Here is a 22,232-nt window from a genome sequence, read left to right on the forward strand (position 1 = left end):
GGTTTCATTTGGTCATTTCACGTTCACAAGCCTTTAAATATGGGCTTCACTGGTAATGCTGAAATGTTTAGTGCGCTTTGTCGGTTGCAATCGGATGTGTTTTTTTCTATAGGTCACAGCTTCGCAGCTGTGGCCTTTGTTGTTTCAGGGTCCAGGAAACTGGAGCAGATACAGGCGTCCCGGGAAACCGTGACGTACAGATGCTTCGCGAGCCTGCGGGCTCGTACCGCTTAACCACGCTCGTTGTAAACGGGAGCCATATGTCGATACCACGCTTGAAACCTTACCTGGCCTGGATGGCCGCTGTGCTGATGCTTGGACAGGTCGTCACCGCTCAGGCCGAAGCCTTGCCAGACTTCACCTCTCTGGTGGAGCAGGCTTCCCCTGCAGTCGTCAACATCAGTACGCGTCAGAAGTTGCCGGAACGCTCGGTTGCCCAGGGTCAGATGCCTGATCTGGAAGGGCTGCCACCGATGCTTCGCGAATTCCTCGAACGCAGCACGCCGCCAGGCTCCCGTGCACCGGGTGGCGGCAAGGGTGATCGTCAGCGTGAGGCGCAGTCACTCGGCTCGGGCTTCATCATTTCCGCTGACGGCTTCATCCTGACCAACAATCACGTGATCGATGGCGCTGACGAGATTCTCGTGCGTCTCTCAGATCGCAGCGAGATGAAGGCCAAATTGATTGGCACCGACCCTCGTACCGACGTCGCGGTGCTGAAGATCGATGGCAAGGACCTTCCCACTGTCAAGCTGGGTAACTCCGACAAGCTGAAGGTCGGTGAATGGGTGCTGGCAATCGGCTCGCCGTTCGGCTTCGATCACTCGGTGACCAAAGGTATCGTCAGCGCCAAGGGCCGCAGTCTGCCGAATGACACGTACGTGCCGTTCATTCAGACCGACGTGGCGATCAATCCGGGTAACTCGGGCGGTCCGCTGTTCAACATGGCGGGTGAAGTCGTGGGTATCAACTCCCAGATATTCACCCGCTCCGGTGGCTTTATGGGGCTGTCGTTCGCGATCCCGATTGACGTGGCGATGGATGTGGCCAACCAGCTGAAGGCCAGCGGCAAGGTCAATCGTGGCTGGCTGGGTGTCGTGATTCAGGAAGTGAACAAGGACCTGGCCGAGTCCTTCGGTCTGGACAAGCCGGCCGGTGCGCTGGTGGCGCAAGTGCTTGAAGACGGTCCGGCCGCCAAGGGTGGTCTGCAGGTCGGCGACGTGATTCTGAGCGCCAATGGTACGCCGATCGTCATGTCCGCAGACCTGCCGCACCTGATCGGCAACCTGAAGGATGGCAGCAAGGCCGAGCTCGAAGTGATTCGCGACGGCAAGCGTCAGAAGCTCACCGTCACCGTGGGTGCATTGCCGGCCGAAGGCGAAGAGATGGGCGCGGCCGACACCGGAGTCGAGCGCAGCAGCAACCGTCTGGGCGTTTCGGTGGTCGACCTGACCGCCGAGCAGATGAAGTCGCTGGACCTCAAGGGCGGCGTCGTCATCAAGGAAGTTCAGGACGGTCCGGCTTCGCTGATCGGTCTGCAGGCGGGTGACGTCATCACTCACCTGAACAACCAGGCCATTACTTCATCGAAACAGTTCACAGAAGTGGCCAAGGACCTGCCGAAGAATCGCTCTGTGTCCATGCGCGTTCTGCGTCAGGGTCGTGCGACATTCATCACGTTCAAGCTGGCGGAATAACCCGCCGGTCACAGCAAAAAGGAGCGGCCTGACCGCTCCTTTTTTTATGTCCCTACGGTGCGTGGAGTGCAGGCCCTGCGCGCGAACGTGACGCCTGATCGTTCCTTCAGGTACAATTCCCGGCTATTTTTGGCGGGCAGTCTGCCTGCGACCTTTTTCGAGTGTTGATCCGTGAGTGATTTGAGTCATATCCGCAATTTCTCCATCATCGCCCACATTGACCATGGCAAGTCGACGCTGGCTGACCGGTTCATCCAGATGTGCGGCGGTCTGACCGAGCGCGAGATGGAAGCTCAGGTGCTTGATTCCATGGACCTGGAGCGTGAGCGCGGGATTACGATCAAAGCCCACAGCGTCACGCTTTATTACAAGGCAAAAGACGGGATCACCTACCAGCTGAACTTCATTGACACCCCGGGCCACGTTGACTTCACCTACGAAGTCAGCCGCTCGCTGGCGGCATGTGAGGGCGCGTTGCTGGTGGTCGATGCCGGTCAGGGCGTAGAAGCCCAATCCGTCGCCAACTGCTATACCGCCATCGAACAGGGCCTGGAGGTCATGCCGGTTCTGAACAAGATTGACCTGCCTCAGGCCGATCCGGACCGCGTCAAGGAAGAAATCGAAAAGATCATCGGTATCGATGCCACCGACGCCGTGGCCTGCAGCGCCAAAACCGGTCTCGGCGTCGACGAAGTGCTCGAGCGTCTGGTCCAGACCATTCCCGCGCCGACCGGCAACATCGAAGACCCGCTGCAAGCGCTGATCATCGATTCGTGGTTCGACAACTACCTGGGCGTTGTTTCCCTGGTGCGTGTGCGTCACGGCCGCGTCAAGAAAGGCGACAAGATTCTGGTCAAGTCGACCGGCAAGATGCACCTGGTCGACAGCGTGGGCGTGTTCAACCCCAAGCACAGCGCCACCGCTGATCTGAAAGCCGGCGAAGTGGGCTTCATCATTGCCGGCATCAAGGACATTCACGGTGCGCCAGTGGGCGATACCCTGACCCTGAGCACCACCCCGGACGTCCCGGTGTTGCCAGGCTTCAAGCGTATTCAGCCGCAGGTCTACGCCGGTCTGTTCCCGGTCAGCTCCGATGACTTCGAAGACTTCCGCGACGCGCTGCAGAAGCTGACGCTGAATGACTCGTCCCTGCAATATCTGCCGGAAAGCTCCGACGCGCTGGGCTTCGGCTTCCGCTGCGGCTTCCTCGGCATGTTGCACATGGAGATCATCCAGGAGCGCCTCGAGCGCGAGTACGACCTGGACCTGATCACCACTGCGCCGACGGTAATCTTCGAGCTGCTGCTGAAGACCGGTGAAACCATTTACGTCGACAACCCGTCGAAATTGCCGGACCTGTCCACCATCGAGGACATGCGCGAGCCGATCGTGCGGGCGAATATCCTTGTGCCTCAAGAGCACCTGGGCAACGTCATTACGTTGTGCATCGAGAAGCGTGGCATTCAGCACGACATGCTGTTCCTCGGGTCGCAGGTGCAAGTGACCTACGATTTGCCGATGAACGAAGTGGTTCTGGATTTCTTCGACCGTCTGAAGTCGACCAGCCGTGGTTATGCTTCGCTGGACTACCATTTCGATCGTTATCAGTCGGCCAATCTGGTTCGCCTGGACGTGATGATCAACGGCGACAAGGTCGACGCTCTGGCGCTGATCGTGCACCGTGACAACGCCGCCTACAAAGGCCGCGCGTTGACTGAAAAGATGAAAGAACTGATTCCTCGTCAGATGTTCGACGTGGCAATCCAGGCTGCCATTGGTGGCCAGATTATCGCGCGTACAACCGTCAAGGCGCTCAGAAAGAACGTACTGGCCAAATGTTACGGTGGCGACGTCAGCCGTAAGCGCAAGCTGCTCGAGAAGCAGAAGGCCGGTAAGAAACGCATGAAGCAGGTCGGCAATGTGGAAATTCCACAAGAAGCCTTCCTTGCAGTGCTCAGGTTGGAATAGTCAGGCCCTATGTCACTAAATTTCCCGCTGTTGCTGGTCGTCGCCGTGTTTGTCTGCGGTTTGCTGGCCCTGTTCGATCTGATCATATTGGCGCCGCGTCGCCGCAACGCGATAGCGAACTATCAGGGCAGCGTGAGCCAGCCTGATGTCGCGGTCGTGGAGCGGTTGAACAAGGAGCCGTTTCTTGTCGAATACGGAAAATCGTTCTTTCCGGTGTTGTTCATCGTTCTGGTCCTGCGCTCGTTTCTGGTTGAGCCGTTCCAGATCCCGTCGGGCTCGATGAAGCCAACGCTGGACGTGGGCGATTTCATTCTGGTCAACAAGTTCTCGTACGGCATCCGCCTGCCGGTGATCGACCTGAAGGTCATCCCGGTCGGCGACCCTCAGCGTGGCGACGTGATGGTGTTCCGCTACCCAAGCGACCCCAACGTCAACTACATCAAACGCGTCGTCGGCCTGCCAGGGGATGTGATTCGCTACACCAACGACAAGCAGTTGTTCATCAACGGTCAGTTGGTGGCCAAGCAGTTGATCGGTTCCGAGCCGGGCACGCTCGGCAGCGCAGAGCTCTACAACGAGAAGCTGGGCGAAGTGGAACACCAGATCCGTCAGGAAATGAGCCGCTACCGTGCGCCGCCTGATCATGAATGGACCGTTCCGGCCGCGCATTACTTCATGATGGGCGACAACCGCGACAACTCGAACGACAGCCGTTACTGGGATGACCCCAATATTCCCAAGGACGAGCTGGGAATGGTTCCCGACAAGAACATCGTCGGCAAGGCCTTCGCGGTCTGGATGAGCTGGCCTGAACCCAAGCTCAGCCACTTTCCGAACTTCTCGCGAGTCGGTCTGATCAAGTAATCGATGCGGCGCTGCCACTGGCAGCGCCGTATGTCATTCAGGGCCATGTTGCGTGGTCGATCTTGCAGGTGACAGGGAAGGGCTACTCTTGAAAGCGATCATGACGTCTGCCGGTCCGCAAAAAGGCCTGTCGTTCATCGGCTGGCTGGTGTTGCTGGCGATTTTGGCCTTCGCCGGGAGCGCTGCCGCCAAGATCGTGCCGCACTACATGGACTACCTGTCGATGAAGAAAATCATCGAAAGTGCCGGCACTGACCGCACGGCAGACATCACCAACGCCGGTGACCTTTACGCCTACGTGGCCAAAGGCATGCAGGTTAATAACATTCGGGATTTGGATTTGAACAAGGCGTTAACTGTGACGACGGCGAACAACAGGTTCCTCGCCCATTTGAACTACGAAAAACGTGAGTCACTGATCCAGAACATCGATCTGGTGGTCAAGTTCGACCACGAATTCAGCGTGGGTAAACCGTGAGCGTTTCATTGAGTCGCCTGGAGCGTCAGCTCGGCTATACCTTCAAGGATCAGGAACTGATGATCCTGGCCCTGACCCACCGAAGCTTTGCCGGACGCAACAACGAGCGTCTGGAATTCCTGGGTGATGCCATTCTTAACTTCGTCGCCGGCGAAGCGCTGTTCGAGCGTTTCCCCCAGGCCCGCGAAGGTCAGTTGTCCCGTCTGCGCGCCCGGCTGGTGAAAGGCGAGACCTTGGCCCTGCTGGCCCGCGGTTTCGATCTGGGCGAGTACCTGCGCCTGGGCTCGGGTGAGCTGAAGAGCGGCGGCTTTCGCCGTGAGTCGATTCTGGCCGATGCGCTGGAAGCCCTGATCGGTGCGATCTACCTCGACGCCGGCATGGACATGGCAAGGGATCGCGTGCTCGCCTGGCTAGCCAGCGAGTTCGAAACCCTGACGCTTGTCGACACCAACAAAGACCCCAAAACACGGCTGCAGGAATTCCTACAGTCACGCGCCTGTGATCTGCCCCGCTATGAAGTGGTGGATATTCAGGGCGAGCCGCATTGCCGAATTTTTTTCGTCGAATGCGAGATCTCTTTATTGAATGAAAAAAGCCGGGGACAAGGCGTCAGCCGTCGCATTGCCGAACAGGTAGCAGCGGCCGCAGCCCTTATCGCCCTGGGTGTGGAGAATGGCAATGACTGATTCACCTGCAACACGCTGTGGCTATGTTGCCATTGTTGGCCGGCCAAACGTGGGCAAGTCGACGCTGCTGAACCACATCCTTGGCCAGAAACTGGCGATCACCTCGCGCAAGCCGCAGACGACCCGGCACAACATGCTCGGCATCAAGACCGAGGGCGCCGTACAGGCGGTTTACGTCGATACGCCCGGCATGCACAAAAACAGCGACAAAGCGCTTAACCGTTACATGAACAAGACCGCTTCGGCAGCGTTGAAAGACGTCGACGTGGTGATCTTCGTGGTCGACCGCACCAAGTGGACCGAAGAAGACCAGATGGTCCTCGAGCGCGTGCAGTACGTGACCGGCCCGTTGATCGTGGCCTTGAACAAGACCGACCGCATCGAAGACAAGAGCGCGCTGATGCCGCATTTGTCCTGGCTGCAGGAGCAACTGCCGAACGCCCAGATCATCCCGATCTCGGCGCAGCAGGGGCATAACCTGGAAGCGCTGGAAAAGGTCATCGCCGATCATCTGCCGGAGAACGAGCACTTCTTCCCGGAAGATCAGATCACCGACCGCAGCAGCCGTTTTCTCGCAGCGGAACTGGTGCGCGAGAAGATCATGCGTCAGCTCGGCGCCGAGCTGCCGTATCAGATCACTGTCGAGATCGAACAATTCAAGCAGCAGGGCAAGACGCTGCATATCCACGCGCTGATCCTGGTCGAGCGCGACGGGCAGAAGAAAATCATCATTGGCGACAAGGGCGAGCGCATCAAGCGCATCGGCTCGGATGCGCGCCGTGACATGGAAGTGCTGTTCGACTCCAAGGTCATGCTCAATCTGTGGGTCAAGGTCAAAGGCGGCTGGTCAGATGACGAGCGCGCGTTGCGCTCGCTGGGTTACGGCGACTTGTAACACGGCGGTCGGCACCGCTGCTCTGTGTCACGTAACACTGTGGGAGTGAGTTTGCTCACGAAGACGGCGATTCAGCCGCTGAAGATTTAGCGGATGGACCCGGTTTTTGTGAGCAACCTCACTCCCACAGTCGTTTCAGATGCCTGTTCGGCCGCGTTCTTTCATCGAGATAGCCATGTCACAGACACCTCCCGTCGGTCAGCTCGCCTATGTGTTGCACAGCCGTGCGTACCGCGAAAACAGCGCGCTGGTCGACTTCATCACCCCGCAGGGTCGTTTGCGCGCGGTGTTGCGCAGCGCGCGGGGGAAGGCGGGAACGATGGCGCGGCCGTTTGTGCCGCTGGAAGTCGAGTTTCGCGGGCGGGGCGAGCTGAAGAACGTGGGGCGGATGGAAGGCGCCGGCGTCGCCACGTGGCTGGAAGGCGATGCGCTGTTCAGCGGTCTTTACCTCAATGAGCTGCTTATTCGCCTGCTGCCTGCCGAAGACCCGCACCCGGGCGTGTTCGAACACTATGCTGCAACGCTTGTTGCGTTGGCCGAAGGGCGCGCTCTGGAACCGCTGCTGCGCTCGTTCGAGTGGCGGCTGCTGGACGATCTCGGCTACGGCTTTGCGCTGGACGCGGACATCAACGGCGATCCACTGGCCAGCGACGGCATGTACCGGCTTCAGGTGGACGCAGGCCTTGAGCGGGTTTATCTGTTTCAGCCAGGATTGTTTCAGGGCGCCGAATTGCAGGCGATGTCTGAAGCGGACTGGAGTTCGCCGGGCGCGCTGTCGGCGGCCAAGCGTCTAATGCGCCAGGCCCTGGCGGTGCATCTGGGCGGGCGCCCGCTGGTCAGCCGTGAATTGTTTCGCAAACTCTAGCGTCCTGCGGCGCAAACCTAGAAAATCCTTCCTCGCTTGCGCAATCAGCCGCCACTGGCTGGCACCGCTTCAGTTATCAGGAGAACCCCGTGACCCATAGCACCCGCATTCTGCTCGGCGTGAACATCGACCACGTTGCTACCCTGCGCCAGGCCCGAGGGACGCGCTATCCCGATCCGGTCAAGGCAGCGCTGGATGCTGAAGAAGCAGGCGCCGATGGCATCACCGTGCATTTGCGTGAGGACCGTCGGCACATTCAGGAGCGCGATGTGTTGCTGCTCAAAGACGTGCTGCAAACGCGCATGAACTTCGAGATGGGCGTCACCGAAGCGATGATGGCATTCGCCGAGCGCATCCGGCCTGCGCACATTTGCCTGGTGCCGGAAACCCGTCAGGAATTGACCACCGAGGGCGGGCTGGATGTGGCCGGTCAGGAAGCGCGCATCAAGGCAGCGGTTGAACGGTTGTCGGCCATCGGCAGCGAAGTGTCGTTGTTCATCGACGCCGATGAGCGCCAGATTGCAGCGTCGGCCCGGGTCGGCGCGCCGGCCATCGAACTGCATACGGGCCGTTATGCCGATGCCGAAACCCCGGCGGAAGTGGCCGAAGAGCTCAAGCGCATTGCCGACGGCGTCGCCTTTGGGTTGGCCCAGGGCCTGATCGTCAACGCCGGCCATGGTTTGCACTATCACAACGTTGAAGCCGTCGCGGCGATCAAGGGCATCAACGAGTTGAACATCGGCCACGCGCTGGTGGCCCATGCGCTGTTCGTCGGCTTCAAGTCGGCGGTGTCGGAGATGAAGGCGTTGATTCTGGCGGCGGCAGCGAAGGCCTGAGGCGATCTTGTAGGAGCGCGCTTGCCCGCGATTGCGGTTTATCAGGTTAGTTTTCAGTCACTGACAATGCAATCGCGGGCAAGCGCGCTCCTACAGGTAATGCGTCGGCAGTTATATCTGCGGTGTTGTCATGTTTGATCGGCGCGCGGTGGCGACTTTCAGCAGTTAAGGCTTGCGCCCGACAATCACCGCACGCCGCGGCGCTGGCAGTCCTTCCACGGTTTTGCTGTGGTCTGCCGGATCGAGGAAGTCACTCAACGACTGAAAGCGCATCCAGTCGGTGCCGCGTTGTTCTTCAACCGTGGTGGTGCTGACGTCGACGCAGCGTACATCCACGAAACCCGCGCGGCGCAGCCACAGCTCCAGTGCCGGCACTGACGGCAGAAACCACACGTTGCGCATCTGTGAGTAGCGGTCTTCCGGCACCAGCACCTGATTGGCGTCGCCTTCAACTACCATGGTTTCCAGTACCAGCTCGCCACCTTTGACCAGGCAATCCTTCAGCGCCAGAAGGTGGTCGATCGGCGACTTGCGGTGATAGAGCACGCCCATGGAAAACACTGTGTCGAATCCTTCCAGCCGCGCCGGCAAATCTTCCAGCGTGAACGGCAGATGCCACGCCGGCAGATCCGGCAGGTAACGGTGCATGGCCTGGAACTGGCAGAAGAACAGCCAGTTGGGGTCAACGCCAATGACGCTGTCGGCCCCAGCGCCCAACATGCGCCACTGGTAATAACCGTTGCCGCAGCCCACATCCAGAACGCGCTTGCCTTTCAGATCAAGGTGCGGCGAGACCCGCGACCATTTCCAGTCCGAGCGCCATTCGGTGTCGACATGCACGCCGAACACCTCAAACGGCCCCTTACGCCACGGCGACAGGCCCATTAGTGCGGCGCGGGTCTGCTCGCGGGTGGCGTCGTCGCAGTCGGCGTCGAGGATGAAGTCGTCCTTGAGCTCGATGCGGCTGGGCGTCAGGCCAGGCAAGGCATTCAGCGCGCCTTGCCAGCGTTCGAGGTCGCCGTGGCCCTTTTCCATCTTCGCGTCGAGTTGTGCCTGCAGGCCTTGGGCCCAGGCATACAGTGGCGTGCCCGCCAGACGGCGAACCAGAGGAGCGAGATCAATCATGGTAGGGCAATCAACGAGGCGAAATTAAGGCACTGGAACCAAGGCACGACTTTGCTGAAACCAGCGGCAAGCAAGCGTTCGCGGTGCTGCTCAAGGCTGTCGGGCTTCATTACGTTTTCGATCGCGCTGCGTTTCTGCGCGATCTCCAGTTCGCTGTAACCGTTGGCGCGCTTGAAGGCGACGTGCAGATCGGTGAGCAGCGCGTGCTCTTCGGTGTCATCAAAGCGCAGTTTCTCCGACAGGATCAGCGCACCGCCGGGCAGCAGCGACTGGCGGATTCGAGTCAACAGGGTCACGCGTTGTTCGGGGGCGATGAATTGCAGGGTGAAGTTCAGGGCGACCACCGAAGCCGGCTCAAACGCTAGATTCAAGATATCGCTTTCGATGACCTCCACCGGCAGCAGCTCCTGGTACATCGAGTCCTGAGCGTTCAGGTATTCCCGGCAGCGCTCGACCATGGCCGATGAGTTGTCGATGGCAATCACCCGGCAGTCTTCAGTGCGCACGTGTCTGCGCAACGCCTGAGTGACGGCGCCCAGCGAACTGCCCAGGTCATAGAGTACGCTGTGGGGCTGGGCGAACTGCGCCGCGAGGACTCCGAGGTTTTCGACGATGGTCGGGTAGCCCGGCACCGAGCGCTTGATCATGTCCGGGAACACCCGCACCACGTCTTCGTTGAAGGCGAAGTCGGGCACCTGGGGCAGCGGCTGGGCGAATAGGCGGTCGGGTTCTGGGCTCACGGCGATTCCGGGGGGACAAGGCGAAAAGTGCGGCATTTTAGCCAATTCCAGCCCTTGGCTGGAACCTCATCTCATCGCTCGTGTGCCGACCGTGCCCCCGCCGCTGAAAAGCCGCGCCCGGTTACGGGTGCGCTGCCAGGACTCAAGCCATGCAATCAGTACTTCCAGCTTACCGATGCGGTGAGGTTGCGTGGATCGCCGAAGTTGCTCTGGTTGTAGCGCAGGCTCTGTTGGTATTTCTCGTTGGTGAGGTTGTTGAGGTTGAGCTGGGTGCTCCAGTGCTGATCGATGTCGTAGCGGGTCATCAGGCCGATGAGCGCGTAGGCGTCCTGGCGGGCGGCCGGCGAGTCGTCGTTCTGAGTCTTGCTCTGCCAGCTCAGGCTGCCGCCGACCTTGACCTTCGGTGCCATCGGCAACTGGTAGGTCATCGACGACGTCAGGGCGTGGCGGGGGATGAATTTGCGCGCACGACTGTCGTTGTCGTCCGTGATGTACACGTAGGTGTAGCCGCCGTTGACTTGCAGGCCTGGCGCCACTTCGCCCGACGCTTCCAGCTCCAGGCCGCTGCTGTCGTAGGACATCGCCTCGTACACATAGCCGCCCAGGCTGGCGTCATAGGTCGAACTGCCCGGCACGTTGTCCTGCTTGGCATGGAACACCGCTGCGCTGACGTTGAGCTTCTTGTCCAGCAACTGACCTTTGATGCCCGCTTCGTAGCTTTTGCCTTCAAGCGGGTCGAGCACCCGGCCTTGGCCGTCGAGGTAATACTGCGGATTGAAGACTTCGGTGTAACTGGCGTACAGCGCGTATTCGGGGGTCAGGTCGTAGACGATACCGGCATACGGCGTGACTTTGCCGTGAATGCGTACCTCCCGCGCCGAACCGTAGTTGTCGCCATTGCTGTCCGCGCTGAGCATGCGTGCGCCCGTGATCACATGCAGGTCGTCAGTCAGGCTGAAACGCGCGCCGGCGTAAACGCTCTTCTGGCGATCGGTGTAGTTCGACGTCGCAGCGGGTAACGCGGCGGCGTAGGTCGGCCGCGGCAGGTAGCCGTGCAGGGCATCTTCAAGGCTCACAGGCGAGTAGTTGAGGACGTCACCGTACTGCGAGGATTCGCGATTGCGCTGGCGTGCAGCGTTCGCCCCCAGCGTGAGTTGATGTTCTTGACCGCCCAGCGTGAACGGCCCGCTCAGCGAGTAGTCGCCACTGAGTTCGAGGTTCTTGTCTTTGTATTTGGAGCCCAGCCCGGTGTAACCGGTGGGTGAGGTGCTGTCGCCGTACATGTAGAACATCTCGGTGTCTTCGCGGTGCTCGGCGCCGGCGACGGTCAGCTTCGACTTCCAGTCGTTGGCGAAGGTGTGCTCCCACTCGGCAAACGCACGTTGCGTGTGAACGTCCCAATGCACCCACGGCTGGGAAATATTGGCGTGGGTGCTGCTGTAATGAATAGCGTTGCCATTGCCGTCGACCAGCGGCAGTGCGCCCCAGCTTGAGCCATTGGCGTTGGTTTTCTGGTCTTCGTAACCAAGGGTCAGCGTGTCGCTGTCGCTCAGGTCGAACGCCAGCAGACCGCTGAAGATGTTCTTCTCGCGGGAGTAACGATCGAGGTATGAGTTGCCGTTTTCGTTGGCGTAGATGACGCGCCCGCGCACGTTGCCCGAGTCGGTCAGGGGGCCGGAGACGTCGATGTCCACCCGGCGTTTGTCCCAGGAACCGGCGGTCACATCGATCTTTGCCTGAGGGTCGTAAGTCGGGCGTTTACGGATGAAGTTGACCGTGGCCGAGGGGTTGCCGGCCCCGGACATCAAGCCGTTGGCGCCGTGAACGATATCCACCTGTTCGTAGGGCGCCAGGTCGATGTCGCCCACCAGCAACCCATTGGTCATGGGCATGGCCGTGCCGTCGTACTGGAAGTTGTTGATGTCGAAACCGCGGGCGGTGAAGTAGGTGCGGTCTGTTTCGACTTTCTGCACATTGACGCCGGGGGTGCTGGTCAATACGTCGCGGATGCTGTTTAGCTTGAAGTCATCCATTTGCTCGCGCTTGATGTTGGTCACACCCTGCGGTGTTTCTTGGTTGGTCAGGTCCAGCCGAGTGGTAGTGCTGCTGGGTTTGCCCTGGTATCCCTGCGGGTTGCCGGTGTCGCCGTAGGTGGCGGTTGACGTCACGTCAGTAGCTGGCAGGCTGAGCGCTGTCTCTTCTGCATTCGCTGTGTTGAGCACGCTCAGGGCAATTAACGAAAGGGCCTTTGGGCAAAAGGAGATCGAGTGACGCATGGCGGGCAAAGCTCCGGCGAATGTAACAAATGATGATGGTTCTCAATTATCGTCAAGTTGTAATTGAGAATCAATGTCATTTGTTAATGTTCACCCCACAGCATTAAAGCTTTGGCCCCGTCAGTCGAAACACCATAATTCGCAACCCATTTCATTACCTGGCACAGGGAACCGTGGCATGCATGCGTTCAAGGCGGTGTACGAGTCCATCGAGCGGCAGTTTTTCGATTCTTTGACCAAGAAGCTGTCGAGCCTTTTTCTGATGGTGGTGGTGAGTGCCGTGGTGTACTGGGTGGCCGTGAGCCTGCGCGCGGACATTCTTCTGCAGTTGCGCAGCGCGCAGTTGCCGGCGGGGACGCTCAGCGTTATCGAGGGCAAACTCGATGTGCTGAGCAATGCCATTCTGGGCAGCACGCTGTTTACCCTGTGTCTGGTCAGCTTCATGGTCTGGTATTTCCGGCACTTGATCGTGCGGCCGGTGACCCAGATGACCCTGGCATTGGAAGGCATTGCCAATGGCGAGGGCGACCTGTCCAAGGACTTGCCGCTGCTGACCCACGATGAAATTCGCGTGCTGGCGAGCACCTGCAACCGGTTCCTGGCCAAGCAGCGGGAGATCATCAGCAGCGTTCAGGCGTTGACCGTGCACATTGCCGTGGAGTCCGCGCGCTCGCTGAAAAACATCAGCGATTCCAGTGACAGCGCGACCCATCAGGCGCGCTTCGCCAAGGAAGTCATGGAGCAGAGCAACGACGCAGTGGGGCGGATTGCCGAGGTGTCCCGGCAGACTCAGGGCATTTCCGGGACCACCGCGCAGAACCTCAGCATGGCCCGCGACTCCTACACCGAATTGCTGGAAGTGACCGGCAACATCAGTGAGATTTCCACCAGCCTGAATGAGTTCGGCACTCTGGTTTCGGCGTTGAACCAACGCTCATCGAGCATCAAATCCATCGTCGGATTGATTCAGCAGATTTCGTCCCAGACCAACCTTCTGGCGCTCAACGCAGCGATCGAGGCGGCGCGTGCGGGGGAGAGCGGGCGTGGTTTCGCGGTGGTGGCCGACGAAGTCCGGACCCTGGCCCAGAACGTCAGCCGCGCCACCGAGGACATTTCCCAGAACATCGACGCCATGTTGCTGGAAGTGAGCTCGACCCACGAGCAAACCACTCAGATCAGCCACAGCGCCCGGGAGACCCAGAAAGTGGTCGAGCGCGCGTCAGGGCATTTCGAGAGCATGATCGGCGACTTCGAATCCACCCACACCAAGCTGGAAGACATCGCCTCGCACATCCAGCAGTTCGCCGATAGCAACACCGGCATCAACGACCGCGTCACGCAGATCCATGCGGACAGCCAGTCCATCGACCAGCGCATGCAGCATTCGGCCACCGCCACCCGCGATCTGTCGGGTGTGGCGGAAAAGGTCCAGGCGCTGCTGGGCCGCTTTGTCCTCGGGCATGGCGCGCTGGACGCTGGCATTACCCGCGCCAGTCATTGCCGCGACCGGCTCCAGGTGCGCCTGGCCGCGCTGCAACGTGAGGGGGTCAACCTGTTTGATCAGAACTACAAACTGATTCCCGGTACCGATCCCAAGCAATACACGACCAGCTACTCCGAGCGCTTCGCGCAGATCTGTCAGGAGGAGTGCGACGCGTTGACCAAAGGCACGCTGGGGGGCAAGGTCACTTTCATCGTCGACAGCAAGGGTTACTGCCCGGTGAACAACAGCTGGGTGTCGAAAAAACCTACGGGCGATCGGGCTATTGACCTGCCGGTGTGCCGGAACAAGCGCATGTTCGCTGACCCCATCGGCCTGCGCGCAGCGGCTAACAAACAGCGTTTTCTACTGCAAACCTACCTGCGCGACACCGGCGAAATCATGACCGAGATCGACGTGCCGTTCTTCTTCGACGGTCGTCACTGGGGCAACTTGCGCATGGGCTTCGATGCGGCGCAGTTACTGGCTGAATGACAGAGGCCCACGCCGGTGCTCAGCGACTGATTAGCCTTCCCCGGCAAGGGCGTTTCTGCGCGCTCGGCCGTGGGATGAGCGAGCGATCAGTTCACCGTGATGACGCAATCGAAGGTGCGTTCTGGCGTCACCTCCGGCGCCCAAGGCTGTCGATAGACCATCATGAGGTGGCCCGTGCCCGGGTTGGCGGCTCGGTAGCGCCAGACCGACTGACCGCCTTCACCGACCAATCCGACGTCTTTGGAGGCATTGAACACCTCCGGCCCGAGGCTGCCGAGTATCGACGGCGCGGGATTTTGCACCAGCCAGCGGTTACCTGTGGTGGGATTGCTGGGCAGCATCAGCATGAGCGTCTGGCCGGTTTTCAGGGTGAGGGGGCAGTCTTGCTGATCGTCCAGGGAAACGATTTGTTTGGGCGTCTGGGCGCAGGCGGCAAGCAGGGTGAGGCTGAGCGGGACGAGCAGGCGGGCAGGGGTCATGAGGGCTCCGGTCATAGGCAACATGAGGGGAGGATAACCGAAGATGCTGAAACCCTGCAGGTGCTCACCCGGATGGGTACCAAGCTGGCATGTGGCGCGGATCGAATTGTAGGAGCGCGCTTGCCCGCGAAGACGTAGGCACGAACGACGAATATGCGTCGGATCAGCCGGCCTCTTCGCGGGCAAGCGCGCTCCTACAAGTTCTGCGCTAGCGCAGCGCTGACGTTCGGCGTTGGCCGGTCGTTGCCGCTGCGCAGTCGCGGAGGCGCGAAGGCTGTGCTTAAAACAATATCTTCGCCACATCCGCAAAGCGCTTGGCGAAGTGCGCGGTGATGCCTTCTTTCAGGTAATCCGGCAGTTCTTCGAAGTTGCCGCGGTTGGCTTCCGGCAGGATCAGCTCGTAGATCTTCTGCCGACGCGCCGCGATCACCTTCTCCCGCACGCCGCCGATGGGCAGTACGTGCCCGGTCAGGGTCAGTTCGCCGGTCATGGCCACGCCTTTTTTCGGCGCCTGGTTACGCGCCAGCGACAGCAGCGCGCTGGCCATGGTCACACCGGCACTTGGTCCGTCTTTCGGCGTCGCACCTTCTGGCACGTGAAGGTGAACGAAGGCTTCGTCGAAGAAGCTTTTATCGCCGCCAAACTTCGCCAGATTGGAGCTGACGTAGCTGTAGGCGATTTCGGCAGATTCCTTCATCACATCGCCCAGTTGACCGGTGAGCTTGAAGCCGCGGTTGAGCGTATGAATACGCGTCGCTTCGATGGGCAATGTCGCGCCGCCCATGCTGGTCCAGGCCAGGCCGGTGATCACGCCGGTGCCCGACAGCACTTGTTCATTGCGGAAGACCGCCATGCCCAGGGAGGCTTCCAGCTCTTTCGGGCCGATCTTGACCACGGTGTCCGGGTTGTCCAGCAGCTTGACCACGGCCTTGCGCACCAGTTTGCCCAGCTGTTTTTCCAGCTGCCGCACACCGGCTTCGCGGGCATAGCCTTCAATCACCGCGCGCAACGCACTGTCGCTGATCATCAGGCTGTTTTTTGAAACGCCAGCTTTGGCCAGTTGCTTGGGCCACAGATGGCGCTTGGCGATGGCGAGCTTTTCTTCGGTGATATAGCCCGACAGCCGAATCACTTCCATCCGGTCCAGCAACGGGCCGGGGATCGAGTCCAGGGTGTTCGCGGTGCATATGAACAGCACCTTCGACAGGTCCAGACGCAGGTCCAGATAGTGGTCGAGGAATTCGACGTTCTGTTCAGGGTCCAGGGTTTCGAGCAGCGCTGAGGCCGGGTCGCCCTGGAAGCTCTGGCCCATCTTGTCGATCTCGTCGAGCATGATGACCGGGTTCATCACTTCCACGTCTTTCAGCGCCTGCACCAGCTTGCCCGGTTGGGCGCCGATGTAAGTGCGACGGTGGCCCTTGATCTCGGCCTCGTCGCGCATGCCGCCGACACTGAAACGGTAGAACGGCCGACCCAGGGATTCCGCGATCGATTTGCCGACGCTGGTTTTACCCACGCCCGGCGGGCCGACCAGCAGCACGATGGAGCCGGAGATTTCACCCTTGTAGGCGCCCACGGCGAGGAATTCGAGAATACGGCTCTTGATGTCATCAAGGCCGGCGTGGTGCTGGTCGAGCACCTTGCGTGCGTGTTTCAGGTCGAGCTTGTCGTCGCCAAATACACCCCACGGCACCGAGCTTGCCCAGTCCAGGTAGTTGCGCGTGACGGCGTACTCCGGCGAGCCGGTTTCCAGCACCGACAGCTTGTTGATCTCTTCGTCGATGCGCTTGCGCGCCTGGGGCGGCAAGGTCTTGCCCACTAGACGCTCTTCGAACTGTTCGATGTCAGCGCTGCGGTCGTCCTTGGTCAGCCCCAGTTCCTGCTGGATGACCTTGAGCTGTTCCTTGAGGAAGAACTCACGCTGATGCTCGCCGATCTTGCGGTTCACTTCGGCGGAGATTTCTTTCTGCAGACGCGCGACTTCGACTTCCTTGCGCAGCATCGGCAGGACTTTTTCCATGCGCTTGAGCACGGGCACGCAATCGAGCACCTGCTGCAGCTCGACGCCCGTGGCGGAGGTCAGGGCGGCGGCGAAATCCGTGAGCGGGGAAGGATCGTTGGGGCTGAAGCGGTTGAGGTAGTTCTTCAACTCTTCGCTGTACAGCGGGTTGAGCGGCAGCAGTTCCTTGATCGCGTTGATCAGCGCCATGCCGTAAGCCTTGACCTCGTCGGTCGGCTCGTTGGGCTGGTGCGGGTATTCCACTTCTACCAGAAACGGCGGGCGATGGTGCTTGAGCCAGGTCTTGATGCGCACGCGGCTCAGGCCCTGGGCGACGAACTGCAGCTTGCCGTTTTCACGGCTGGCGTGGTGCACCTTGACCAGCGTGCCGTACTCCGGCAACGCCTTGGTGTCGAAGTGCCGCGGGTCGTCGGGCGGGGTGTCCATGAAAAACAGCGCCAGCGAGTGGTGATCAGACTTGCTGACCAGCTCCAGCGTTTCGGCCCAAGGCTCCTCATTGACGATGACCGGCAACACTTGCGCGGGGAAGAAAGGACGGTTGTGGATCGGGATGATGTACACCTGATCCGGCAGGTTCTGGCCGGGAAGGGCAAGACGCTTACTGTCGGAGCCGAGGATTTCGTGCTCGTGATCGTCGTCCGGGTGCGGCTGGTTGGCGTCGGATTGCTGGTCGCTCATGGGGCACCTGCATAAATGGAGATGAGCCTTAGATGGGGCGGATGGGCTCAGGTTTCAATAGCGGCGGTCGATAGCAATGACTGAGGGGATCGTTTCAAAGCATGTAAGGCGTTGCGCCAGGCCGTGGCATCCCATTAACAACGGCCATGTGCCTCGCTGGAAGTCCGTCTGATATCGCCGACCGCCGATCTGTGGGCTACGCTGGAAATCATCGCCAAGTAGGCTCTCTTTGCGGGCCTCGCTGTCTGGAACATCTGTCATGCGCCACGTGTTTATTTCATTGTTGCTGGTTGTAACCGCGCTGCAGGGCACCGTCGTCTGTGCAGCCAGCCTGACCGCCGAGTTTGTCGATGCTCAGGGCAAGCCGCTCCCCGACGCGGTGCTCACCCTGCGCGGCGCAACTGCGCCGGCGGCCGGGACGCTGAAAGCCGACATGGACCAGCGCGATGTGCAATTTGCCCCCCACGTGCTGGCGGTGCGAACCGGTACGGAAATCAGTTTCCCCAACAGCGATCAAATCCGCCATCAGGTGTATTCGTTCTCGACGCCCAAGCGTTTCGAACTGCGGTTGTATGGCGGTACCCCGTCGGCTCCCGTGTTATTCGACAAGCCGGGCGTGGTCGTGCTCGGCTGCAACGTCCACGACAACATGCTTGGCTACGTGTACGTCACCGACGATGGCTGGTTCGGCGTGAGCAACGACAAGGGCGCGCTGACCCTGGATCAAGTGCCCGCCGGTCATTACGCCGTCACCCTCTGGCACCCCCAGGCTGCGGACATGCTGCCGGTGTCCGGTGGCGACATCGACATTCCGGTCGGTGGCCTCAAGCAGCGGTTCAGCATCGCCGTGCAGCCCAACGCCGACAACACCCCCGCCGCGCCGCCGTCCGGTGCGTTCGGCGATGCCTTTCATAAAGCGGCCCACGAATGAAGGTGCGCATCAGCTTTCAGGCGCGGATTGCCGGCGTGTTGATCATGCTGCTGCTGATCGTGGTCTTCGCCGTCTTTATTGCGGTGAGAGCGGCGACCCAGGACGCGGTGCGCAAACAGGCTCAGGCACAGCTCGAAGTCGGCACCCGGGTGTTCGAAGGCTTGCTGGAAATGCGCGGCAAGCGGCTGCGCGATGCCGTGCAATTGCTGTCCACCGATTTCGGTTTCCGTGACGCCGTGGCGTCCGCGGACTCGGCAACCATCCGCTCGGTGCTGCTCAACCACGGCGCCAGAATCAACGCCAATGACATGTTCCTGCTGGGCATGGACGGCACGGTCATGGCCAGCACCGTCGCGCAGATCCCCGAAGGCTCGCCGTTCCCCTACATTCAGGCGTTGCGCGAGCTCAAAGGCAAGAATCAGTCGATGCTGATCGTGCCGTTGCAGGGCCAGCCGCACTTGCTGGTGGAAAGCACCGTCCTCGCACCGCTGCCGATTGCGCGCGTGGTGATGGGCTTCAGCATGGACGGTGATCTGGCTCAGGAACTGCGCTCGTTGAGCGGTTTGCAGGTGTCGTTTCTGTCGATCGTGCAAAAGCAGCCGGGTCAGATGATCAGCACCCAGCCGGCGCCGCTGTTTGACAGCCTGCGTGGGGTGATGATGAATCCGCCCAGCGACGAGATGCAGATGACCGAGCATCAGAGTCAGAGTTTTCTGAGCAAAACCCTGCGCCTGGGGAGCAACAGCGATAGCGAAGTTGTGGCCCTGCTGCAGAGCCCGCTGGATCAAGCCATGCAGGCATTCGCGCCGCTGGATAAGACGCTGTTCTGGATCACCGTCGTGGCCCTGGCCGGTTCCCTGGTCGGCGCGCTGTTACTGGCGCGCGGCCTGTCGCGGCCGGTGAGCGCTCTGGCTCAGGCCGCCCGGCGCATCGGCGAAGGTGATTACGCCACACCGGTGGTGCTGGATCGCAGGGACGAACTGGGCCTGCTCGCCAGCGCCATCAATTCGATGCAGAGCGGGATCGCCGAGCGTGAGCTGCAGCTGGCGCACAACGCCCTGCATGACCCGCTCACCGGGCTGCCCAATCGCGCGCTGGTCATGGAACGCCTTGGCAGCGCGGTGATTGCTCAACGCCCAGTGGCCCTGCTTTATCTGGGCATCGATAACTTCCGTGCGATCAGCACCAACGTCGGTCTCGAGGGGGTCGAGCAACTGCTGCGGATCATCAGCGAGCAACTGCAAGAGCCGCTGCGACCCGGCGATACGGTGGCGCGACTCTCCGACAACGAATTTCTGCTGCTGGTGCAAAACGCCGAGACCGACAGCGCCGTCGCGGTGGCTGACCGGCTGCAGGGTTTGCTGATCAAGCCGCAGCGCATCGGCGAGCAGGACATCGCGATGGATGCCTGCATCGGCATCGCGGCCTATCCGGCCAACGGCGATTCGGCAACCGAGCTGCTCAGACGTGCGTCCATCGCCCGGCAGGATGCGGCGCAGTTGCCGGGACGTCTGCAGGTCTATGTGGACGGTCGGGATGTGGCTCACTTGCGCCAGATTAGCCTGATCCGCGACCTGCGTCTGGCGGCGCGCAACGGCGAACTTTCACTGCATTACCAGCCCAAACTGGACATTCGCAACGGCCGGGTCACCCAGGCTGAAGCCTTGCTGCGCTGGCATCACCCGCAATTCGGCTCGGTATCGCCGGCTGAGTTCATCGTGCTCGCAGAACGCACCGGCAGCATTCAGATTCTCACCAACTGGGTGATCGAAGAAGCGCTGCGCCAATTGGCCGAATGGGCCCAGCGCGGTCTGATTCTGCAGGTCTCGGTGAATATCTCGGCGGACGACCTGTTGGACCGCAATCTGGCTGACCGCGTATCTGCGCTGCTCAAGCTGTACCGCGTGCCGGCCGAACAGCTGATTTTCGAGATCACCGAAAGCGCGATCATGCGCGAGCCCGAGCAATCGCTGAAAGTGCTCAATCGCCTGCGCGAATTCGGCATCAGCCTGTCGGTGGATGATTTCGGTACCGGTTATTCCTCGCTGGCGCACCTTAAGCGGCTACCGGTGCAGGAACTGAAGATCGATCAGTCCTTCGTGCGCGATCTGGATGAAACCAGTGAAGACGCCGTGATCGTGCGCTCGACCATCGAGATGAGCCACAACCTCGGTCTGAAGGTGGTCGCCGAGGGGGTCGAATACGACCATAGCCTGCGCTTGCTGGAGCGCTGGCAGTGCGACACCGCCCAGGGCTACCTGATCAGCCGGCCGCTGAGTGCGATCGCATTCGAAGCCTGGATCGCGCAGTCCCAGCTCCCCCCACGCATGACGGTGCATTGATGGAACAACGATCTATGGCACGAGGCCTTTCGACGTATTTGAACCCCGTGGTCCTGGCGAGCGTGGTTGGAGCCTGCGCGACGTGGTTGGCGCCAGCGGCTGAAGCCGAACAGGGGCGACTGATTGCCACGGGTGGCGCCAGCAGCATCGAAGGCGGCGCAGGCGGCGGGATCATTCCCTGGGCCATGCTGGCCGGGTATGACGAGCAAGGCGAGTGGGGCGGCAACGCGTTCGCCACCCACGTCGACTTGCCGGACTACACCCTGGATGTGGTCGGCGCTGCCGCGTCCTATGGTAATCGCGTGGAGATTTCCTACGCCCACCAGCGCTTCGATCTGGGCTCACTGGTCAGCAAGCTCAATCTTCCGGAAGACAACCTCACCCAGGACATTTTTGGCGTGAAGGTTCGCCTGTTTGGCGACCTGATTTACGATCAGTTGCCACAGGTCTCGGCGGGGCTGGAATACAAACACCAGAACGATTTCCTCATCCCCAGCCTGGTGGGCGCCAAGCGGGATTCGGATGTCGAGGGCTACGTCACGGCGAGCCGTCTGTTCATGGGCGCGGCCTTTGGCTACAACGTGGTGGTCAACGCCGGCCTGCGTTACAGCCGCGCCAATGAAACCGGATTGATGGGCTTCGGTGGCGACCGGCGGGATACCCGCAGCGTGCTGAAAGAGGGCGGCGCAGCCATCTTGTTCAACCCGCACTGGGCGGTGGGCATGGACTACCGCGAGAAGCCCGATAACCTCTCATTCGCCGGAGAAAGCGACTGGGCGGATTTCTTCGTCGGCTGGTTCCCCAACAAGCATGTTTCCGTGGTGCTGGCCTACACCCGGCTCGGTGAAATCGCCACGCTGGACAACCAGAACGGCACCTACCTTTCCGTGCAGGGGAGTTTCTGATGGGGCGGTCGTTGTGGCTGATCGTCGGGCTCAGTCTGTCGCTGCTGGTGGGTTGCGCCCAACAGCCCGCCAGGGATGACAGCCTTTATCAGGACCTGGGACAGCGCGCCGGGATTCAGAAAATCGTCGAAGGCATGCTGCTGCACATCGCGAAGGATGACCGCATCTATAAATACTTCGCCAAGGTCGACATCGTCCGGGTGCGCGACAAACTGGTGGAGCGGTTCTGTGTCGAGGCAGGCGGGCCGTGCACGTATACAGGTGACTCCCTCGAAGAAGTGCACAAGGGCATGAACCTCAGCCGCAGCGATTTCAATGCGCTGGTCGAGAACCTCATTGATGCGATGAACGAGCAGCACATTCCGGTCACGACGCAGAACCGCTTCATTGCCCGGCTGGCGCCCCAGCGTGGTGAGGTGATCGAGAAGTAGGAGTCAAAGGGGACAGATTAATTTACGGTGAAGCGTCGTAA

General features: G+C 60.6%; 18 protein-coding genes. 13 read left to right on the forward strand and 5 right to left on the reverse strand.

The features are described from left to right. Positions 1–260: 260 nt before the first annotated feature. From ACQKEN_RS07470 to pdxJ, 8 genes are all read left to right on the forward strand, one after another. On the forward strand, positions 261–1,697 hold the full coding sequence (locus tag ACQKEN_RS07470; RefSeq protein ID WP_427684784.1) for a DegQ family serine endoprotease: 1,437 nt from the start codon (positions 261–263) through the stop codon (positions 1,695–1,697). Between the two features lie 171 nt (positions 1,698–1,868). Beyond that, a complete protein-coding gene (lepA, locus tag ACQKEN_RS07475; protein ID WP_133772455.1) occupies positions 1,869–3,665 on the forward strand; it encodes a translation elongation factor 4 in 1,797 nt (598 codons plus the stop codon). Positions 3,666–3,674: 9 nt separating this feature from the next. Continuing rightward, positions 3,675–4,529 (forward strand): signal peptidase I, encoded by an 855-nt coding sequence (gene lepB, locus ACQKEN_RS07480; protein WP_074888847.1) that lies wholly within the window; start codon positions 3,675–3,677, stop codon positions 4,527–4,529. Positions 4,530–4,629: 100 nt separating this feature from the next. Further along, the gene (locus ACQKEN_RS07485; RefSeq protein ID WP_427684787.1) at positions 4,630–5,007 is read left to right on the forward strand and encodes a DUF4845 domain-containing protein; all 378 of its coding nucleotides are present in this window, start codon (positions 4,630–4,632) and stop codon (positions 5,005–5,007) included. Next, complete coding sequence (gene rnc, locus ACQKEN_RS07490) at positions 5,004–5,693, forward strand: ribonuclease III (RefSeq protein ID WP_037014347.1); 690 nt, start codon at positions 5,004–5,006, stop codon at positions 5,691–5,693. The genes ACQKEN_RS07485 and rnc overlap by 4 nt, the downstream gene beginning before the upstream one ends. Further along, on the forward strand, positions 5,686–6,588 hold the full coding sequence (gene era, locus ACQKEN_RS07495) for a GTPase Era (protein WP_074888856.1): 903 nt from the start codon (positions 5,686–5,688) through the stop codon (positions 6,586–6,588). The genes rnc and era overlap by 8 nt, the downstream gene beginning before the upstream one ends. 175 nt (positions 6,589–6,763) lie before the next feature. Then, complete coding sequence (gene recO, locus ACQKEN_RS07500) at positions 6,764–7,453, forward strand: DNA repair protein RecO (protein ID WP_427684789.1); 690 nt, start codon at positions 6,764–6,766, stop codon at positions 7,451–7,453. A gap of 89 nt (positions 7,454–7,542) precedes the next feature. Further along, positions 7,543–8,289 (forward strand): pyridoxine 5'-phosphate synthase, encoded by a 747-nt coding sequence (gene pdxJ, locus ACQKEN_RS07505; RefSeq protein WP_108122243.1) that lies wholly within the window; start codon positions 7,543–7,545, stop codon positions 8,287–8,289. Positions 8,290–8,454: 165 nt separating this feature from the next. Here pdxJ and cmoB read toward each other — a convergent pair whose 3' ends face one another. The 3 genes from cmoB to ACQKEN_RS07520 form a co-directional block, all read right to left on the reverse strand. Then, positions 8,455–9,414, reverse strand: a complete 960-nt coding sequence (cmoB, locus tag ACQKEN_RS07510) for a tRNA 5-methoxyuridine(34)/uridine 5-oxyacetic acid(34) synthase CmoB (protein WP_427684792.1) — start codon at positions 9,412–9,414, stop codon at positions 8,455–8,457. Further along, a complete protein-coding gene (gene cmoA, locus ACQKEN_RS07515; protein ID WP_427684793.1) occupies positions 9,411–10,190 on the reverse strand; it encodes a carboxy-S-adenosyl-L-methionine synthase CmoA in 780 nt (259 codons plus the stop codon). Before cmoA ends, cmoB begins: the two co-directional genes overlap by 4 nt. A gap of 119 nt (positions 10,191–10,309) precedes the next feature. Beyond that, complete coding sequence (locus ACQKEN_RS07520) at positions 10,310–12,430, reverse strand: TonB-dependent siderophore receptor (protein WP_427684795.1); 2,121 nt, start codon at positions 12,428–12,430, stop codon at positions 10,310–10,312. A 178-nt stretch (positions 12,431–12,608) separates the two neighbouring features. Here ACQKEN_RS07520 and ACQKEN_RS07525 point away from each other — a divergent pair, with 178 nt between their 5' ends. After that, positions 12,609–14,405 carry a methyl-accepting chemotaxis protein gene (locus ACQKEN_RS07525; protein WP_427684797.1) on the forward strand — a complete coding sequence of 599 codons (1,797 nt, stop codon included), beginning with the start codon at positions 12,609–12,611 and terminating at the stop codon, positions 14,403–14,405. An 86-nt stretch (positions 14,406–14,491) separates the two neighbouring features. On the opposite strand, the gene ACQKEN_RS07530 is transcribed toward ACQKEN_RS07525, so the two are convergent. Both ACQKEN_RS07530 and lon read right to left on the reverse strand, forming a co-directional pair. Continuing rightward, complete coding sequence (locus ACQKEN_RS07530; RefSeq protein ID WP_427684799.1) at positions 14,492–14,884, reverse strand: protease inhibitor I42 family protein; 393 nt, start codon at positions 14,882–14,884, stop codon at positions 14,492–14,494. 280 nt (positions 14,885–15,164) lie between these two features. Further along, entirely contained in the window at positions 15,165–17,582 is a 2,418-nt protein-coding gene (gene lon / locus ACQKEN_RS07535) for an endopeptidase La (protein WP_074888879.1), read from the reverse strand. 259 nt (positions 17,583–17,841) lie between these two features. On the opposite strand from lon, the gene ACQKEN_RS07540 reads away from it, so the two are divergent. Genes ACQKEN_RS07540 through ACQKEN_RS07555 form a run of 4 tightly spaced genes read left to right on the forward strand, consistent with a single transcriptional unit; the run spans position 17,842 to position 22,191 of the window. Further along, positions 17,842–18,513 (forward strand): methylamine utilization protein, encoded by a 672-nt coding sequence (locus ACQKEN_RS07540; protein ID WP_427684800.1) that lies wholly within the window; start codon positions 17,842–17,844, stop codon positions 18,511–18,513. Next, positions 18,510–20,855, forward strand: a complete 2,346-nt coding sequence (locus ACQKEN_RS07545) for an EAL domain-containing protein (protein WP_427684802.1) — start codon at positions 18,510–18,512, stop codon at positions 20,853–20,855. The genes ACQKEN_RS07540 and ACQKEN_RS07545 overlap by 4 nt, the downstream gene beginning before the upstream one ends. A 14-nt stretch (positions 20,856–20,869) precedes the next feature. Further along, positions 20,870–21,760, forward strand: a complete 891-nt coding sequence (locus tag ACQKEN_RS07550) for a DUF3034 family protein (protein WP_427684803.1) — start codon at positions 20,870–20,872, stop codon at positions 21,758–21,760. Further along, on the forward strand, positions 21,760–22,191 hold the full coding sequence (locus ACQKEN_RS07555) for a group I truncated hemoglobin (RefSeq protein WP_427684805.1): 432 nt from the start codon (positions 21,760–21,762) through the stop codon (positions 22,189–22,191). The genes ACQKEN_RS07550 and ACQKEN_RS07555 overlap by 1 nt, the downstream gene beginning before the upstream one ends. Positions 22,192–22,232: the final 41 nt, after the last annotated feature.

This window comes from Pseudomonas sp. NPDC078416 (genome assembly GCF_050268485.1).
Classification (GTDB): Bacteria; Pseudomonadota; Gammaproteobacteria; order Pseudomonadales; family Pseudomonadaceae; genus Aquipseudomonas.

Bases quoted from the DNA above. Each gene is read 5' to 3' on its own strand.
- cmoB (WP_427684792.1), bottom strand. From the start codon at position 9,414: ATGATTGATCTCGCTCCTCTGGTTCGCCGTCTGGCGGGCACGCCACTG.
- ACQKEN_RS07525 (WP_427684797.1), top strand. From the start codon at position 12,609: ATGCATGCGTTCAAGGCGGTGTACGAGTCCATCGAGCGGCAGTTTTTC.
- ACQKEN_RS07530 (WP_427684799.1), bottom strand. From the start codon at position 14,884: ATGACCCCTGCCCGCCTGCTCGTCCCGCTCAGCCTCACCCTGCTTGCC.
- ACQKEN_RS07470 (WP_427684784.1), top strand. From the start codon at position 261: ATGTCGATACCACGCTTGAAACCTTACCTGGCCTGGATGGCCGCTGTG.
- ACQKEN_RS07555 (WP_427684805.1), top strand. From the start codon at position 21,760: ATGGGGCGGTCGTTGTGGCTGATCGTCGGGCTCAGTCTGTCGCTGCTG.
- cmoA (WP_427684793.1), bottom strand. From the start codon at position 10,190: ATGCCGCACTTTTCGCCTTGTCCCCCCGGAATCGCCGTGAGCCCAGAA.
- recO (WP_427684789.1), top strand. From the start codon at position 6,764: ATGTCACAGACACCTCCCGTCGGTCAGCTCGCCTATGTGTTGCACAGC.
- lon (WP_074888879.1), bottom strand. From the start codon at position 17,582: ATGAGCGACCAGCAATCCGACGCCAACCAGCCGCACCCGGACGACGAT.
- ACQKEN_RS07485 (WP_427684787.1), top strand. From the start codon at position 4,630: ATGACGTCTGCCGGTCCGCAAAAAGGCCTGTCGTTCATCGGCTGGCTG.
- ACQKEN_RS07550 (WP_427684803.1), top strand. From the start codon at position 20,870: ATGGCACGAGGCCTTTCGACGTATTTGAACCCCGTGGTCCTGGCGAGC.
- lepB (WP_074888847.1), top strand. From the start codon at position 3,675: ATGTCACTAAATTTCCCGCTGTTGCTGGTCGTCGCCGTGTTTGTCTGC.
- era (WP_074888856.1), top strand. From the start codon at position 5,686: ATGACTGATTCACCTGCAACACGCTGTGGCTATGTTGCCATTGTTGGC.
- ACQKEN_RS07545 (WP_427684802.1), top strand. From the start codon at position 18,510: ATGAAGGTGCGCATCAGCTTTCAGGCGCGGATTGCCGGCGTGTTGATC.
- ACQKEN_RS07540 (WP_427684800.1), top strand. From the start codon at position 17,842: ATGCGCCACGTGTTTATTTCATTGTTGCTGGTTGTAACCGCGCTGCAG.
- ACQKEN_RS07520 (WP_427684795.1), bottom strand. From the start codon at position 12,430: ATGCGTCACTCGATCTCCTTTTGCCCAAAGGCCCTTTCGTTAATTGCC.